Origin of the sequence: Prevotella sp. P4-98, assembly GCF_002251405.1 — a bacterium.
GTDB lineage: Bacteria > Bacteroidota > Bacteroidia > Bacteroidales > Bacteroidaceae > Prevotella.
The window spans coordinates 100,585-117,890 of sequence record NZ_NPJC01000051.1 but is presented as its reverse complement, the minus strand read 5'-3'; the positions used below and the strand labels follow the sequence as shown (position 1 = coordinate 117,890).

At 39.4% G+C, this 17,306-nt stretch carries 14 protein-coding genes and 1 pseudogene; 6 read left to right on the top strand and 9 right to left on the bottom strand.

The window, feature by feature from the left end; all coding sequences use genetic code 11:
• Positions 1-11: 11 nt before the first annotated feature.
• The 5 genes from mutY (at position 12) to CIK96_RS07650 (ending at position 6,738) form a co-directional block, all read left to right on the top strand.
• Positions 12-1,016, top strand: coding sequence for an A/G-specific adenine glycosylase (gene mutY, locus CIK96_RS07670; RefSeq protein WP_094440225.1), 1,005 nt, complete (start codon positions 12-14; stop codon positions 1,014-1,016).
• Between the two features lie 14 nt (positions 1,017-1,030).
• The gene (locus CIK96_RS07665; protein WP_094440224.1) at positions 1,031-1,384 is read left to right on the top strand and encodes a YraN family protein; all 354 of its coding nucleotides are present in this window, start codon (positions 1,031-1,033) and stop codon (positions 1,382-1,384) included.
• Positions 1,385-2,032: 648 nt separating this feature from the next.
• Entirely contained in the window at positions 2,033-4,390 is a 2,358-nt protein-coding gene (locus CIK96_RS07660; protein ID WP_158214847.1) for an alpha-L-arabinofuranosidase C-terminal domain-containing protein, read from the top strand.
• An 805-nt stretch (positions 4,391-5,195) separates the two neighbouring features.
• Complete coding sequence (locus CIK96_RS07655; RefSeq protein ID WP_094391336.1) at positions 5,196-6,182, top strand: type IV toxin-antitoxin system AbiEi family antitoxin; 987 nt, start codon at positions 5,196-5,198, stop codon at positions 6,180-6,182.
• A complete protein-coding gene (locus CIK96_RS07650) occupies positions 6,172-6,738 on the top strand; it encodes a hypothetical protein (RefSeq protein ID WP_094440222.1) in 567 nt (188 codons plus the stop codon). Before CIK96_RS07655 ends, CIK96_RS07650 begins: the two co-directional genes overlap by 11 nt.
• A gap of 174 nt (positions 6,739-6,912) precedes the next feature.
• Here the strand turns inward: CIK96_RS07650 and CIK96_RS07645 are convergent, their stop codons facing one another.
• The 4 genes and pseudogenes from CIK96_RS07645 to CIK96_RS07630 form a co-directional block, all read right to left on the bottom strand.
• Positions 6,913-8,022 (bottom strand): leucine-rich repeat domain-containing protein, encoded by a 1,110-nt coding sequence (locus tag CIK96_RS07645; RefSeq protein ID WP_094440221.1) that lies wholly within the window; start codon positions 8,020-8,022, stop codon positions 6,913-6,915.
• 31 nt (positions 8,023-8,053) lie between these two features.
• Positions 8,054-8,446, bottom strand: a pseudogene (locus CIK96_RS07640) (magnesium chelatase); the annotation flags it as partial.
• Positions 8,447-8,550: 104 nt separating this feature from the next.
• A complete protein-coding gene (locus tag CIK96_RS07635) occupies positions 8,551-8,961 on the bottom strand; it encodes a 5-fold beta-flower protein (RefSeq protein WP_094440219.1) in 411 nt (136 codons plus the stop codon).
• A gap of 1 nt (position 8,962) precedes the next feature.
• Positions 8,963-9,808: a hypothetical protein gene (locus CIK96_RS07630; RefSeq protein WP_094440218.1), complete on the bottom strand. Its 846-nt coding sequence runs from the start codon at positions 9,806-9,808 to the stop codon at positions 8,963-8,965.
• A gap of 155 nt (positions 9,809-9,963) precedes the next feature.
• Between CIK96_RS07630 and CIK96_RS07625 the strand changes: the two genes are divergently transcribed.
• Positions 9,964-10,347, top strand: a complete 384-nt coding sequence (locus CIK96_RS07625) for a hypothetical protein (RefSeq protein ID WP_094440217.1) — start codon at positions 9,964-9,966, stop codon at positions 10,345-10,347.
• Between the two features lie 134 nt (positions 10,348-10,481).
• Here CIK96_RS07625 and CIK96_RS07620 read toward each other — a convergent pair whose 3' ends face one another.
• The 5 genes from CIK96_RS07620 to CIK96_RS07600 form a co-directional block, all read right to left on the bottom strand.
• Positions 10,482-11,006, bottom strand: a complete 525-nt coding sequence (locus tag CIK96_RS07620; protein WP_094440216.1) for a hypothetical protein — start codon at positions 11,004-11,006, stop codon at positions 10,482-10,484.
• A 188-nt stretch (positions 11,007-11,194) separates the two neighbouring features.
• Positions 11,195-13,327, bottom strand: coding sequence for a tetratricopeptide repeat protein (locus CIK96_RS07615; protein WP_094440215.1), 2,133 nt, complete (start codon positions 13,325-13,327; stop codon positions 11,195-11,197).
• 16 nt (positions 13,328-13,343) lie between these two features.
• Positions 13,344-14,483: a zinc ribbon domain-containing protein gene (locus CIK96_RS07610; RefSeq protein ID WP_094440214.1), complete on the bottom strand. Its 1,140-nt coding sequence runs from the start codon at positions 14,481-14,483 to the stop codon at positions 13,344-13,346.
• 11 nt (positions 14,484-14,494) lie between these two features.
• The gene (locus CIK96_RS07605) at positions 14,495-15,433 is read right to left on the bottom strand and encodes a zinc-ribbon domain-containing protein (protein ID WP_094440213.1); all 939 of its coding nucleotides are present in this window, start codon (positions 15,431-15,433) and stop codon (positions 14,495-14,497) included.
• 48 nt (positions 15,434-15,481) lie between these two features.
• A complete protein-coding gene (locus tag CIK96_RS07600; protein WP_094440212.1) occupies positions 15,482-16,834 on the bottom strand; it encodes a leucine-rich repeat domain-containing protein in 1,353 nt (450 codons plus the stop codon).
• Positions 16,835-17,306 lie beyond the last annotated feature (472 nt).

Sequence of the window (17,306 nt, the reverse complement as noted above, 5' to 3'; positions counted from 1 at the left end):
TTGTCACCACTATGAGTTTCACAACCACCATACTGCAATGGTACCAGAAAAATGGACGGATGTTGCCTTGGCGACAGACACGAGACCCGTATGCCATCTGGCTCTCGGAAATCATACTGCAACAGACACGCATTGAACAAGGACAACCCTACTGGCAACGCTTCATCGAACGCTGGCCTACCGTTGATCACCTCGCACAAGCCTCTGAAGACGAAGTACTGCGCTTATGGCAGGGACTGGGCTATTACAGTCGTGCCCGACATCTGCTGCAGGCAGCCCGTCAGGTGGTGGCAATGGGAGGATTCCCCAAAGACATGAAAGCGCTGCGCAGCCTGAAAGGAGTAGGCGACTATACTGCAGCAGCAATAGGAAGTATAGCCTTCGACCTCCCCGTTGCCGTGGTCGATGGCAATGTCTATCGCGTCCTTTCAAGATACTACGGCATCACCACCCCCATCAATTCCACAGCAGGCAAACACGAGTTTGCTGCCTTGGCACAACAGCTGCTGCCCGAACATCAAGCTGCGGATTATAATCAGGCGATGATGGATTTCGGCGCATTACAATGCACCCCCAAAGGACAACAGTGTCAGCGGTGTCCGCTCCAGGAAACGTGTGTGGCATGTCGTGAAGGACGTGTCGATACCTTACCCGTAAAACTCAAAACCGTCAAGGTGAGTGAACGCCTCATCACCTATATCTATATAAGGTGTAACGGACAGACCGCCATTCGCCGACGTCCCGAAGGCGACATCTGGCAAGGACTCTGGGAACCGCCAATGATCTCCCCCGATGCGTTACCCGCCAAAGGCGGCCACCTGACCCTCGTGTGCAGTAAACTGCGCCACGTACTGACCCATCGCGTCATCCTGGCAGACTGTTGGCTGTGGGAAACAGCCACCCGACCACCTCTGTCCGACGACTACATCTGGATAGACGAGTCAGCCATCGACCACTATGCCGTTTCACGATTGGTAGAGATGATGCTACAAAAGATACATACCAACAACGATTGATCATATATAAGTCTATGGCAGAACATAACGAACTCGGAACATGGGGAGAAACCCTTGCTGCAGAATATCTGGAAAAGAAAGGATATCAGATTCTCGAACGCGATTGGAAGAGTGGCCATCGCGACCTCGACATCATCGCCATGGATGGCGACACCATGGTGATAGTAGAAGTCAAGACCCGTCGCAACCGGCTGTTCACCGACCCCGAAATGGCAGTAGATTATCAGAAGATCACCAACCTCCAGCAGGCAGCCAACCATTACGTCAAGATGAAATATTACGATGGCGACCTACGTTTCGACATCATCTCCATCGTAGGCACCCCCGATACCACCCATACCATCGACCACATCATCGATGCCTTCTGATCCTCCCCATCATTCAACACCGCACACGGATTGCACAGATTTTCACGGATTTTATTTCCGTCTAATTTCCGTCTAAATTCCGATGATTATTTCTTGCGAAGCTACTAAAATATCCACGGAACACACGGACGACACGGATTATTGTTAAAGATTATATTTTCGTATAAATTCCGTATAAATTCCGATGATCCGATGATTGATTTCTGGCCAAAGGCCATATTTCATCAAAGATTTCCTCCAAAGATTTCTTGCGCTTGCGCAACCCCAAAAAACATCCGTTTTCAGAAACAGTAAACTATAACGCCTAGTGTGAATTGGCGTTGTCCAAGAAACAGGAACAGTCCTCGCGAAACCTATTTTCCCTATCCAAAATCAGTAATTCTATAAGCTGTAAGAATTGAAAGTCATGATGTCAATGACCTGCCCCATGGCATCTATTTTTAAGCACCCGATGGATTGCCGCAAAAACATATGATAGAATGCCTCAAAAATTACAAATGGATTACATTAAAAATTTAAAACAAAACACATCAAAAAATTAAGATTTGTTTGGTAATCAAAGTAATATGAGTACCTTTGCACAGAACAATTTTAACTATAAATATTCTTAAAATGATAAAAAAGACACTTTTTTCCAGTTTTGTCTTGATGGCAATGACGGCTGCTGCTCAAAAAACAACGATAACAATCGATGTAAACAAGCCGTTACATGCAGTTTCTCCTACACTTTTTGGTATTTTCTTAGAGGATATCAATCTTTCTGTGGATGGAGGTCTCTACCCTGAGTTGGTGCGCAATCGCTCTTTTGAGGATGCGGATTCGTTATGTTTTTGGCAATTCCGCTCTTTGCAAGGCGAAGCCAAAGTGAGGAAGGCAGACCTTTCTAATGCGAAAAATCCAGCAGTTCCTCTCAACGCCAGAAACCGACAGTTTTTGAATGTTGATGTGCAAGGTGATTTTACGCTTTCTAATGATGGCTACTGGGGCATGAATGTGGAGAAAGGAGAGAAATATGACTTCTCTATTGCTTTGCGCACTCCTAACTCTTATCAAGGAAATATGAAAGCCAAGATAGTTGTTGGTGACAACGTGTTGGCAGAAACTGACATCTCTGATGTAACAGGTCATTGGAAATATACGAAAGCCACATTGATTCCTACGGAAGCAAGTACCAATGCACAACTTGTCATTGAAGGCAACGGAAAAGGCGAGGTGTGTATGGATATGATTAGCCTTACTCCTCAGAAACGATGGGGAAAGAGCGGTGTGAGGAAAGACCTGGGTGAAGCCTTGGACAATCTTCATCCTACCTTCTTGCGTTTTCCTGGTGGTTGCTGGGTAGAAGGAGAGGAAATTTCTCAGCGTTATCAATGGAAGAATACCATCGGCAATATCGACAGTCGCATACCTTTATGGAATTTATGGGGATATACAGCAACTCATGGCATAGGATATCATGAATACTTGCAGTTGGCTGAAGACCTTGGTGCAGAACCGTTGTTCTGTATTAATGCTGGAGTCTCACACAAAGAGACAATACCGTCCGATGAGATAGACCAGTGGATTCAAGATGCGCTTGATGCCATTGAGTATGCCAACGGTCCAGTAACGAGCGTATGGGGAGCAGCCAGAGCTCGCAATGGTCATCCTGCATCTTTCAAACTAAAATATATAGAAGTGGGGAATGAGAACTTTGGTAGTGTCTATTTCAAGAATTTCGAGTTGATAGCCAATGCCATCAAGACTCGTTTTCCAGAAATGCAAATCATCTCTAACGACTGGAGTGGCTCACATCCTTCAACTCCTTCTCATGCGATGATTGACGAGCATTATTATAATACGCCAGATTGGTTCATACTCAATGCCAATAAATATGACAATCGCAAGCGTGGAGGAGAAAAAGTGTTTATTGGTGAGTATGCCGTAACTAGTCAATGTGGAAAGGGTAACCTCAGAGGAGCCATTGGTGAAGCTGCATTTATGACGGGATTGGAGCGCAATTCCGATTTGGTGGCTATGGCTGCATACGCTCCTTTGTTCTGCAATGTGGAGCATCAGCGTTGGCCAATCAACTTGATTAATTATGATAACCATCGTTGGTATGGTCTGCCTAGCTATTATGTACAGCAGATGTTTGCTGAGAATCAGGGCACAGTTACGCTGCCTGTTTCTGTGACGGGAAGTCCACTTGTGGATATTCCATCTAGTTCAGGTGGCATTGGTCTGGGTACTTGGAAGAATACTGCGGAGTTTAAGGACTTGAAGGTTACTACGCCAAAGGGCAAAGTGCTGTATCAAAATAATTTCTCATCTAGTATTGATGATTGGGAGATGCTGGGTGATGGAGAATGGAACGTTAGCAATGGTGTACTTAGTCAAAACTCTTTGGCAACAGATGTTACTGCTTTTGTTGGCAATGACAATTGGCGAGAGTATGTTGTTACTTTGAAAGCTCGTAAGTTGTCGGGTGAAAATGGTTTCCAGATATACTTCCATCATCAGAAGGGAGTAAACAATCGTACTCGTTGGGACATTGGTGGTTATAGCAATTCCATCAATCAGATGCAGACGATCATGGATTCTCATAGCATCAACTATTCAATCGAGCCAGGACGTTGGTATGACATTCGTCTGGAAGTATCCCCTCTCACGGTTAAGGGATATATTGATGGAAAATTGGTGCAGCAGGCTTCGCTTACTGATATAAACAGAAAGACAGTTTGTGCCAGTGCACAAAAAGACGAAAAGTCGGGTGACATTATTGTCAAGGTTGTGAATACCGGCAATAAAGATCTTACCACAAAGGTTCTGCTCAATGGAATCGGAAAGGTGGCTGATCTGGCAGAGGCAACAGTCCTTTCTTCTGGAAGTAGTCTTGATGAAAACTGCCTGGATGCTCCAACTAAAGTTGTTCCACACAAGGAGCAGGTACGTATCAATGGCAATCATTTAGTACATAAGTTCCCTGCAAACTCTGTTACGGTATTCCGTATTAGTAAGAAGTAATTCATAAAATATGTATTCTAAAAACTGAACTTTCGTAAAGGTGAAAGTTCAGTTTTTTATTATATAGGTTGTTTCGGAATAAAAATAAAAGCTTGTTGTTACAAATCTAGAAATGTTTCGACCTGTATGGTTGAAAAATTTTGTTTGAAGAGTATATTTAAGATTTTGTTTTAGATTTACACCATAGGTTATTTTTGTCGTGACTCAGCATAGTGAAAGCGCGCTCTCACTCTGTCTTCGCTACTCCAAAAATTCGAGCATCTCCGATGCGATCCATAACAAATTCCTCCCGTAAAGCAACGTACTGTTGCGCATTTTTGTCAAAGATTTTAGTTAAAGATTATTTTTGTGTAGCCTATTAATCATCGGATCTTAAACGGAACTTAAACAGATTTCTTGCGAAGCAAAATCTTAAAAAAGATTTCCCCCAAAGATTTCTTGCCGTAGGCAACACAATAAACATCCGTCTAATTTCCGTCTAAATTCCGATGATCTGTGTGCCTTTCTAAAAACTGTAATACTGTAAGCTGTAAGAACCACCAATGATTATGATGTCAATGACCCGTCCCTGTGACATCAAAACCGATGCAATGACATCAGCTTTCGCCCACTATCATCAAGAGATTATCCATTTTAAAAGACTGCAAAATTTTAGAAAATGCATATTTTTTGTTCAAAGCATTATATTTATTCAAGATTCGTGAACAAACACCATTTTTTGAACAAAAAGTTTGGTTGTTTGGAAAATGTTCATTAAATTTGTAGTGTTCAAAATGCATGAACAAAAACAAAACAGTGAACAAGTATGGTCAGAGAAGAAGAAATCATCAATGATGTCGTCTATAATCTGAGACGATTAACGAACTTGGAAGATATTGTATTCAAGGCAGCTGAACAAAGCAAAAGTTATGGCTATAACCTCACTATCAACGGGGTTACATTTGCTTGTGATGTGAGGCCACAAGTGAACAAGGCAAATTACAACCTTATTGTGCAGCACATGAGAAGTCTTAAGGAGCAGACAGACAAGCCGCTGATGCTGGCAGCAAACCATTTTTCACCAGAATCTTTTGACGGTCTGCCTGAAGAAGGAGTTAGTGTGGTGGAGAGCAGCGGAAACTGCAACATTGTTGCCGCTCCGATGTTTATACGTATAAGCGGACAAAAGGCAATGCTGCCAAAAGAGGCAAAAGGAAAAGCGTTCAATGAAGCAGGTCTGAAGGTTATTTTTTATTTGTTGCTTGACGAAATAAATATCAATAAGCCTTATCGGACTATTCATGAAGAAACCGGTGTGTCACTTGGCACAATCAAGAACGTAATAGAGGAACTTGGCAGGGGGAAGTTTGTGCTTACCACAGAAAATGGACGCTTTTTGAAAAACAGGAAAGAGTTGCTAGATGTTTGGCAGACTCACTACAATCAGAGTCTGAAGCCGAAGTTACTGCTAAAGGAAATGGAGTTTGTGGATGCCGACTGCCGACGAGATTGGAACAAAATAATACTACCAGATGGAATGTGCTGGGGAGGTGAAGGTGGAGCCTTTTTGATTGACCGCTACCTGATGCCAGAACTATTTGATATTTACACGGAAACGCCGAGTGTCAAGCTGATGATGACCAAGAAGGTGAAATTCCAGGAGAAAGGCAGGATAAAACTCTATCAGAAGTTCTGGAAAGACAATACTTACGAGAAAACGGCTCCCAAAATTCTAATATACGCTGACTTGATGGGAAGTGGCAATAGCCGTTGCATTGAGGCGGCTCAAAGACTGATTGAGAATGGAATATAAAATCACGAAAGAGGAACTTGGCAATGACTGGCTATATAGTACACTCGTTGCCTTGAATAAATGTATGGCAGAGCATGGGTTGCCACTGTATGTGGTAGGTGCCAGGGCAAGAGATGTAGCCATGAAGCTAATGAAAGGCGATGAACCAAAGCGCCGCACGGAAGATTTGGATGTAGCCATTGCCATAGAAGACTGGCAAACCTTTGATGACATCTGCAAAACGCTGGAGAATAACCATTTCAAGCGTCATGGAGAAACGCAGAAGTTCTTCTACAAAGGCGTGAACGGGGATTTAGATTTTGAGGTGGACATTGTTCCATTTGGCGGAGTCGCTGTGGACGAAAAGATTGGTTGGCCACCAGAAGGGAATCCTGTCATGTCGGTAAAGTGCTTTCAAGACGTGATGAACGAAGCGGTCACCGTGATTGTGAATGGCGAAGTAGAAGTAAAGATGGCTCCGCTATGCGGTCAGTTCCTGATTAAGTTGGACACATGGAACGACAGAAACGCATCGACCGACAAGGATGCATCTTCCTCTAACTCACCTTCTTCGTAAATGTGTTTGATATGTTCAACAACGTTGGTGCGGGAAGACCTGTAGAGATCTGCCATCTGCTGTTGAGTCAACCAAACAGTATTGTCCGCCAATCTAACATCAAGTCTAACCATGCCGTCTTTCGACTGGTAAATGATTATGTTTCCTTGTTCGTCCATACCTTATATAAATACATTAACTTAACTTTTCTCTGATTATCTTTTTCCATCGATTCAATTGCCTTCTATAGACACCGACAAGGAACCAGTTCGGAACAATTATTGATGACAAACTTGTACATCCGTTAAATGCACAGAAACTAATATTAGGAAAAATTGTATCAAAATGAATCGTATTGAGTGAAGTGCAATTTCTGAAAGCAACATCATCTATTTTTATCTTTCTTGATGAAATCGAAATTGAAGTGATTTTTTCACATTCACTAAAAGCATAACTACCAATTTTTATTAAACTAGATGGAAATTGTAATCTACGAAGATTTGTACAATATCTAAAAGCGTCTATTTCTATCGTTTTCACCCCTTGTGGAATTACAATCTCAATAAGATTTGTACAATTTTTAAATGCACTGTGCCCTATCACTTCAATGGAAGATGGTATTTTTGTCTTGTTGCAACCTGCAATTACTACATTACCCTTCCTTTCAATGACACAATTACTATCTTCGCTTTTATATATTTCATTGTTGGGATCAACTATTATCGATTCCAAACTAGTGCATCCTTCTATAATTCCGTTCCCTATTGTATTTACGCAAGAAGGTAATTCTAACGACAATAAACTTTTACAAAAACTAAAAGCGCCCTCTTCAATACAATCAATACTCTGAGGGATGTTAACCGAGTTGAGGCTCCAACAACTTTTAAATGCATCTTTCCCTATTTTATGCAAATTATTGGGCAAATTAATACTTTTTAAGGAGGTACATCCATAAAAGGTGTCTTGCCTTATTATTGTTATATCATTTGGAATTGATATATATTCAAAAGGACATCCACAAAAAGCGCCTTCTCCTATTTCAGTAAGGGTATCAGGTAATTTTATTTCTTTCAAATTAGCACAACCACAAAATGCAGCATTTCCTATACAAGTAAGTCCGTTTGGCAATATTATAGATTCTATTTTTGAAATATAGAACGCATTGTCACCTATTATTTTTGTTCCGTGATAAACCGTGTAACACTTTAATCCCATTGGCGCTTGAAGTAAACATGTTTTATCTTTCGTATATTTTACTCCTAATTCATCTACCCAGTAAGCTTCCTGTTTGTTATTCGTACCCATATACGCGTAATATTAAAAATTCCATCAATTGTTAAATTCCCCTCTCTGACCAGTCGCTTCTGTCAAGATTGCGGTAGCCCACGGCTTCTGCAATATGGGGAAGTTGCACCTGCTCACTGCCATCAAGGTCGGCAATGGTGCGTGCCACCTTGAGAATCCTGCTATAGGCACGGGCAGAGAGTTTCAATCGCTCCATGGCCATGCGTAACATGTCCATGGATGAGGCATCAGGTTCGGCAAACTGATGCAGCATGCGCTCCGTCATTTGGGCATTGCAGTGGATGCCCTTGTAATCCATAAACCGTTCCTCCTGCATTTTGCGAGCGGCAATGACTCTGGCGCGAATCGTTTCGCTCGATTCACCGGGAGCCATCTGCGAGAGTTGTGCGAAAGGCACGGCTTGTATCTCGCAATGGATGTCGATACACTCAGAGATTTTAGGGGGCTGTGATTTATGAGGTTTATTATAGAAGTTTTCCATGTTTTGAGAGAAACCTCCATTATATATATGACTGCATCATTCCCATATCAGAACAGATTAAAGAAGTAAAACACTGCCGCATAGGTTTGGTTTACACCATCAGCACTACCTATCTTCATATTTGACCCATCCCTAACAGTGCCGTTCCTCTCCACAGAGCCTATTTTCATATTGCTAGCGTCTCTGACAGTTCCATCACTTTCAATTGAGCCAATCTTCATGTTTGACTTGTCTCTGATTGTACTTCCATCAATGCTACCAATTTTCATATTGCTAGCATCCCTAATAACATTATTACGGTCAAAACAACCAATCTTCATGTTTGAGGCATTACGTACAATTCCATCGGATTCTATCTTTACAATGGTCATATTATTCTTGTCTCTGCATGTCTGAGCAAGGCTAACGGTAGCCATACACAGAGCCATGAGGAAAAACAATATTAACCGCTTCATCATTTCATTTCACGATTTTAACGTTATCAATGACAGTGACCCCTAGCATATCACTGTAATACTTGTTATGCTCTGACAATGTGCCACCAAGTACCAATATGCTTGAATTAGATGCCTCAGAACGATGAACCTTGTCCTCTGCATCCATGATAGCCTTGTATTTCACACATTGAAATATTCCACGTAAAATGTCTGCCTCTGTTGATTTGTGAGACTTCACTTCAACAGCGACACATGAACCATCAGCCAACTTAAACCATACATCAATGCGGTCTGCCGACAATAGGATATGCTCTGTTTCTTTCTCTGTGTAATCCTCGATTCCTACGACATTGGGGTTGTTAAAGATGTACTCTTTAAGTTCTTTGTGAGAATCACCTTCACCACCATATCCAAAGGATTGACCAGAACGTATCTGTTCTTCAACCTTATCACCGCAAACCTTAATATGGGTGGAATCATTGAAGATGGTTTCTATATAGGCAAACATTTCTGGCTTGTTGTATAGAGGATGCCTTTTGCTTTGCCCTCCTTTAAAACCGTACCGTCTTAAATCTTCTTCGGACAACTTATCACCAAAGTATTCTTTCCTTAATTCAAGTCTGTAGGTAGGAAATGAATCTATTTTATTCTTATCAACCCAATAATCACCATCTTTACGCTCACAGTTTTTGGTAACAACCTCAGTCTTAAACTTTATACCATCTTCATTTGTGGGATAGATATAAACAATGTCACCGATTGAAAAGTTGTTATGCTCCATAGTCCAATCTATGAAGTGTAGGTTTTCTAGTGCTTCTCTGTGATGGCACTTTTCCCTTCTAGCAAAAACCAACCAATTCTTTTTCATCAAGTCACATCTTTATTTGGGTACAAAATTACTCATTTCCACTCATATTCATTTCAAGTGGTGGCTTTTTTTATGCTTATTTGTGAATCCAGTTGCAGGATTCAGTCTTTTCTAGTAACTTTGCACCAACAATATTAAAATAATGTACGTGCGCAATGAATGTGATTCTATCCATCCGACCCAACTTCTGCAAGATGATATTCAGTGGCCAGAAGAAATATGAGTACCGTAAAAGGGTATTCACTCGCTCGGACGTGGATAAGGTTTACATCTATGCCACCAAGCCAATCTGTAGGATTGTCGGTTATTTCACCATTGATGAAGTGATTGAAGATAAGAAATCCTATATGTGGGAAAAAACACATAAGGATGGTGGAATTAACAAAGAGTATTTCGATGCCTACTTCAAGAACTGTGACATGGCTCATGCAATAAAGATTGGTGAAGTGGTTAAGCTAGACAACTCCATTGACCCCAAGGAAGTGATTAAGGACTTCCACGCTCCACAGAATTTTATGTATGCGGATTTCGACCTATAAACTTTCACTTTGCTATTCCCATAGAGCATAGTGATATTTGCAATTATTCTCAGAACAACGAAAATCGTCTGAAACCCCTTTAAACACAGAGGTTCCAGACGATTTTGTGACTTTCACTTCCTACAATAGTGAACTTAATCTTCATCAAAGTCCAGCTGAACAGTTCCATTCAATACATAAGAGTCTCCTTCTTTGTTGCTAACCATGAATGAATCAAACTTGATAGTTATGTATTCATCACTTCTAATTTCAGCAACAGTGGCAGACCCACTTGTATAATTATACTTATGATAGTAATCTTCGGAACTGTCAAACTGAAGGGAGTATTCCTCTAGTTTACTTCCTTGCTTCAAGTCCTTGCTGCCCTCTAGCTTGATGCCGTACATATAATCATAGTCGTACTCGCCTTTCTTAGCATCAGATAGTTTTCCGCATGGCAACAAAATTTCACCGCTGTTTTTTGTTTTATTCCATGTAGAGGAATATGTGATTATGCAGCGATAGCCGTAACAAGCGTAATCAACACCGTTAACTTGAAGAATGTCATAATCTTGTTTGAGATTAATATCATTATTATCATCATCACCACCGCAAGCGGTTAAACTCAATGCTGCAACCATCATTGCAAGCAACAAAATTGTTGAATAGATTTTCTTCATAATATAATCTATTACTTTTTTGAATAATATGCAAAATTACAAAAACTTTATCACATCACCAAACTTTTGAATTTGAATGGTGCAAATCTGTTAGAGCTAGCACCATCTACATGAGTAGGAAACGTTTTACACGTTCTTCAAATCTGGCAAATTTCAACAACTCTACTTCTTTTCTTAAATTATACAATTTATCTTATACCCCACTTCGATTTCATTCTTGCAAGTGCTTTAGCTGCGTATGGGTGTCCGCATTTTATGGCTCGTTCGTATGCTTCTTTTGCTTGCATGAAACCATTAGGAAGTCCATACTGATTGCCTCGCAGCTTAGAATCATAATAAGCTCCCTCAATGTAATATATATCAGCATCATCACCAACATGGGTGGTATTTCTTATCTTCATTGCTAAATCATAAGCAGTGTTGATGTTTGAATCTACACCACTTCCAGAAAGATAGCATAATGCTAACTTTTTTGTTGCTATAATATCGCCTTTATCAGACATTGATTGATACATTAGAGCTGCTAATTCTTCATTTTCCTTAACCCCAACACCATTGAAAAAATTATCTGCAACTTTCATTTGCATCTCGGAATCATCTATTTTTTCAAACCATGTCAGAGCCGAATACTTATCTTTTTTGGTTCCATCGCCTTGTGCATGGTTAAAAACCATTTCACGGATTGCGTCTTGATTGCCTTTAATTGCAGCCCTCTCACAATATTGAAAAGACAGTTTCTTGTTCTTTTTTACTTCATCACTATATTTGTAATAATAAGCTAGCGCAACCATAGCAGTCTCATCGTCATTTTCAGCTGCCTTAGTAGTCCAATAAATGACCTTTTTTATGTCATGGGGAATCCCTTTGTTTTCTTTATACATTTGAGCAAGGCACAATTGTGCCCCTACATGATTATATTCTTCTCCAATTTTACTAAGAAGTTCTACGGCTTTAGAATAGTTTCTCTCAATTCCCTCTCCTACATAAAGAATTTTTCCGAAATCAAACATCGCATCCTTGCTTCCCAAGCTGATAGCCCTTTCAAAACAAAATTTTGCCCACTCATAGGATTTCTCCATATAACTGTCACGTCCTTTTTTGTAAGCTTCATCTGCTGTTATGTCTGCCTTTTCATACTCTACAGACTGATTGGCTAGGATAAACTTTTGAGCATTTATATTTCCTTTAAAGGCAAGTTTTTCTTTCCAAAATAGTGCTTTACTCATGTTCTTTTCAATACCATCACCTCCAGCGTACATGTCGGAAAGAGCAATCATAGCATCGGTATTGCCCATATTGGCAGATTTCTCATAGAGCGAGAAAGCCTTGGCATTGTCTTGTGAAACACCAACACCGTTCTTATAACAATCAGCCAACTTCAATAATCCCATGTCGCTGTTCTGATTGGCTGCTTTCTCGAACAGTTCAACAGCTTTCTTCTCGTCCTTGTCAACTACATTTCCGCTAAGGTAACGTTCACCAAGGGCAATTTGGTCAGAGGCTCTTGTCAAGTCATAGCTCTTTAGGACTTGCTCGATTTGAAACTGTCTATCACTTGCTGCATAAGGGAAAACAAAATCAGAAGATTGTCCGTTACTTGCATATTGGGTGATTGTCAATCCCTTCTCTCCGAAAGCAATATCAGAAGGGATAACGCCACTATTCCCCACCTTGTCGTTAGCTTCTTGTGTCTTAATGTCAATACTTCTTACGATTGAACGTCCGTTATCCCACAAAGTGCCAACAAGATATAGAGTGTTTCCACTAAATGCCCAACCATATATCTTCATATCTCTTCCGCTCCACATCGTTTCACCTTTATTGCTGAAACATGCAGCATTACTAAAGTAGCTAAGTTCTTTATTTCCGACCCTTTCTTTATGCGTGTTCATTAAGAGCCAAGCATTGCCACCCCATGTATGAATTTCGTGGTTTGTAGATGCTTCCATGTATTTGCTAGGCTCTCCATACCTATCAACAAACACGAAATAGCTCTTTGTGTCCTCGTAATTAATGTTGACTGTTGCATTTCTTACACCAACATTAAAGGTTGCGCCATAGGCTTGGACTTGATTGTTCACTAATCTATCCTCTTGCCGTGTTAAAGTCCTTGCAATTGTCAATTTAACGAGATAACCACCATTTGACAATTTATCGTAATGGTCAGCCTTTACGTTCCAAGGTCTAGCTTCAATGGAACTAATATTCTGTAACAAATAGTCAAACGCAATATCCCTATAGTTACGTTTCTCTTGTGCTACAGTCGTATGAGCAATGAGCATAGCCATTGCCACAAATAATAATCTCATAAACTTTTTCATAATTCAACCTTATTAGTTATTCTACTTTGTGCATCCAATTACCATCACCGTAATCAATTCTTTGATTTGCAAAGTCAATCTTAACAACTATATCATCATTGGCACTAAACCTTGCTCTTAGAACATCACCATCAATTGTGAACGTGGCTTCATCACGTCCAGAGTTCATGTTACTATACTGTATTAACTTGTCACCTTGAATAATGAAATGCCCATTATAACTGCCTTGTTCATATACCCAATGACCTTGGAGCCAGCTTAAATCTTTTGTATTAGTTGTCCCATTGTTTTCATCTATCTGTTTACGGATGGGAATACGATACTCTCCAGAACCAATACAATCAATATAATAACAATACTTGCCATCACTATAATAATGCACATCCTCTCCATCACCTTCGGCTTCTGAATACAGTTTATTCCCACATCTTTCTTTAATCCACCTAACTAACTCATCGTATGAGTCTTTATCATATACGGTTATTTCACCGTCAGAAAGAACACAGCCATGACCTTTGTAAGTTGGTGTGAAAGTTGGATAGCCATCCTCACCTTTACTTATTGTGCAGTTTTTGTACAAATAACAACAATAAGAAGACATTTCTCCTTGTCCCAAATCCCCATTGACATAATGATATTCATATATTGTAAAATCATTTCTTTTTGCAATTGCCTCAATGGAGTGTTTAGCTTTTTGATAATTGCTTTTAGCTTGACTTGTTAAGCCAGAGCATCCTTGCATCAAATTTTGAAATTCAACTATATCTTTTAAATCACAAATGATTTCTTGCTTTGAAACAACTTGGCCAATAGTTGTACTATCGATAGTTGTAAGATTTGCTTCAGCAGAATCATCACTGCCCTTGGAATCTTTAGAACCGAAATAACCAATTATTGCTAACAGCACGAAAGCCCCAACGATATATGGCAGATATTTCTTAAATCCGCTCTTCTTCTCCCCTTCATAGACAACTTCATTGGCTTCAATGTGGGTGTCAGTTGGTTTCTTTCCACAGTTCTGACAGTAAACATCACCATCATTCATTGATGCTCCACAATGGGGGCAAACAGTTCCTTGCGGTATTTCTTTTCCACACTCAGTACAGAAACGGCTATCGTCCGCTATCTGTGCGCCACAATTAGGACATTGTTTCATAAGCTATTAAATTAATACGTTCTACCAGTTACTCTTTCATATATTTTTTTATTCTCATACTTTTCAAAACAACTTGAGCAAGTACCCTTACATGACCCATAATCCCCTTCTTTGTCTGTTCTGATTGTATAAGTCTTGCCGCATGTACCACATGTTTGAGGATAATCTTCGTAACAATACTCTTCATTTACAATGGCTTGCTTCTCAGGTTTAAATTCTTTTCCGCAAGTTTTACAGATATACTTTTTTGAGGTGTCTAGCTTTTTCTTACTGAATTTCCCAAATCTGCAATCACCACTAGTAACTGCTTCTTGTATGGTCTTGTCATTGCCATTCACACGAAGTATAATAATATTGCCATCATTATCAACATACAACTCTTGATTACTATTAAACTTTACTTCATACCAAGAAGCTGCTACGTCTCTATACGATTCACTTTTCTTGTCGATTTTGCAAGTATATAGTTCAGCAGGATGCCCAGGAAATTCATCGCCTATTATTTCTTCTACAATTTCAGTTGTGCCATCGTTATACATTTTTAGATTATACTTGTAATTGGCAGACAATCCATAGCCTTGCTTGCGGTTTACTCTGAAAGATGCTGAATATTCGTGCCCTTTTTCAAAGAAATCGTGATGGACTTCCTCTTGCTTTTTTTGTTCTGATTCTTCCTTTGCAACATCATTTGTTGTTTGTGAGGCAGTTACTTCCTCTGTTTCTTTTGTATCGCTGCCATTACATTTTTCACTGAGGAAGCCTATAAATCCCAAAATAAGAATAGCTATTAACCCTTTCTGCAAGCAACCCATTTTCTTTGGTTGTTCTTGCCCAGAAGAGTTATCTCCAGACTGTTGCTCTTGGGCATCTCCCTCTATAGGATTGCCACACTTAGGACAGAACTTAGCCCCATCTTCCAATTTGCTTCCGCAATGCTTGCAGTATGCCATAATACTATTTGTTTAGTTTGTTCACTTATTTGCAGTGATAATCTCACATCATTTCATCTGATTAATCATGTCAAGCATTTGTTTTAGTTTCTCTCTATATCCATTAACATATTCAGCAGGAATAACTGATTCAAAGTTTGGAATATTTAGTATCTTCACATAATATTCATCCGCTTGTTTCACATATTTTATGATTTCATCTTTTGACTTAGAATTATTCGCTTTATCAATACAATTTGATGCTTTCTCATACAAGATTCTTATTTCCGTTTCTAATTGACTAGGAACTTCAAACTTGATACGATTTGAGGAATTTAATGCCTCCCTAATTTGGCTTCGATAGAATTTAATAGCTTCAGGATTATACATTTGCTCGCTATTTCTCTTCGACTGTATAATCTTAAAACAATCATCTGCCTTTTTTATATAATCCTTATAAGCTGCCTCATTATCAGTGTTGTTATTTGCGGCATCAAGATATTTGTAGGCTTGTGCCAACGCCTCACTATACATTTTTGATTGCTCTTCTGTAATGGGGTCATCTACATTCCCCCTTGCTGCATCATTTATATCTGCTTCTACTGATTCTACATTATCAGGTCGATATAAGGTGATATAGAGCAAGGTCTCATCCTCGAATGAGTGACTGTATTTGTCTTTTGATATGCTCTCTGGCATTTTAACATTTCTCAAGTCATAACACTCCTTAAAAGCACCTAAGCCTATAGAAGAAACACTTGGTGGAATTGTGACACTCCTTAACTTTCTGCAACCAAAGAAAGCGTAATTGGCTATAGTTCTAACACCATTAGATATTTCCACTTTTTTTAAGCTATTACAGCCTGCAAATGCATATACGCCAATTGTTTTTACACCACTAGGAATAACCAGAGCGGACATACTGCATTGAGAAAAAGCATATTTTCCAATGGAGTTGACAGTGTTTGCTATGCTTAAAGATGTTATGCCACATCTTAGGAAAGCATTTTCCTCAATCGACTCAACCCCATTTCCTAAAACAACATTTTTAATTGAACTTATTTCACTGAACCATCTACCAACCGTTTTACAGTAAAGGGTTACAGAGGCAATCCTTATACAGTCCACAAACGCATATTTTCCAACAGAAACTATAGTCTTTGGTATTGTGATAGATGTCATATAATAACAATTATAGAAAGCATTATCACCTATAGCGGTAACAGTATAAGTTTTTCCGTTATATCTTATACTTTCAGGTATAATAATTTCACCTTGATAATTGCCATTAAAATCTTTGTGTGTAACTTCTACCGTCTGATTTGTTTCTGAGGTAATATTATATAAAATACCATCGACCTCAAACCCATACATGCTAGATGCACCTAACACCATCGCCAATAATACCAATACTTTTTTCATAATTCAATTTGTTTTAATAAGTTTGACTTCTTACCGATTGCTCTTCCTTTGATGATAGACAGAAAAAGAAAACGTGGACTAATATCTTCATCTACGCTTTCGGAGGTATTGGGATAACCTTAGTCACTTCAATGAGTAAAAGCCCACGCCTAAACGTGAGCATCAACTTTTACCCTTGTGACTTTCCTCTAATTCCCCAATTATCCGAAAAGCAAGAATAGAAAGCTAACGCTTCTTATCTATATGTCCTCACTTCTTTGTCTTTATTCCATTGGCATAATACGTTTTAAGTTAATAACTTACTGCAAAGATACAAAAATCTTCCAACACCACCTTGTTAAATGCAATTTTTCTGCTGTTCATTCCTTCCATTTTGCACAATACCATATAAATTGTGCAATAAAACCACTTAATTTGATTAAAAACTATTTGGGTCTAATTGAAATTGTTTATCTTTGTACTCAAATAGTAT